This is a genomic window from Geobacillus sp. WSUCF1, from assembly GCF_000422025.1.
Taxonomy (GTDB): domain Bacteria; phylum Bacillota; class Bacilli; order Bacillales; family Anoxybacillaceae; genus Geobacillus; species Geobacillus zalihae.
Genome location: NZ_ATCO01000108.1, coordinates 1 through 506 on the forward strand (window position 1 = coordinate 1; position 506 = coordinate 506).

Genomic DNA, 506 nt, shown 5'->3' on the forward strand with positions numbered 1-506 from the left:
GCCGTTCGGGTCTCTTCTTCCTCCACCAACTGCCCATTTCTCCGCCAAATCCCGTCGATTCGGGCCGCCATCGCCCTCAGAAACGCCCGAAGCCCTTGGTCTTTCCAGCTGCGGCGGGATTTCACCCGATGCGCAAACCGGCTCATCACGCTCTCGGCGTGGCCCATCGGACGCATGCCGGTCGTCTCCACCCCTTGCTCCGACAGCCACTCCCGATAGTCCCGGATGCATCCCGGCATCGACTCGATCCGGCGGATCATGGCAGCCATCTGCTTCTCTTTCGCTTCGTCCTCCAACGTGCCGACCGCGCTGTTCAGCTCCACGAGAAGCCCCTCTTCGTCTTGTTTCGCCAGCTTCTTCCGCACCTCCCGCCAACGCGGATGGCCGGACAGACACTGACGCAGCTCCCGCGCCACATGAAATCGATCCAGCTGAAAGCACGCCCGCTTCCCAAAATACTCCCGGCAGGCCGTGATCCACGACGCCGCGTCGCCGTTGATGATCAA

At 62.8% G+C, this 506-nt stretch carries 1 protein-coding gene; it reads right to left on the reverse strand.

Annotation, left to right across the window (positions count from 1 at the left end; genetic code table 11):
- Positions 1-506: UPF0236 family transposase-like protein (locus I656_RS0115960; RefSeq protein WP_033005985.1), on the reverse strand; the 506-nt coding region annotated here is incomplete at both ends.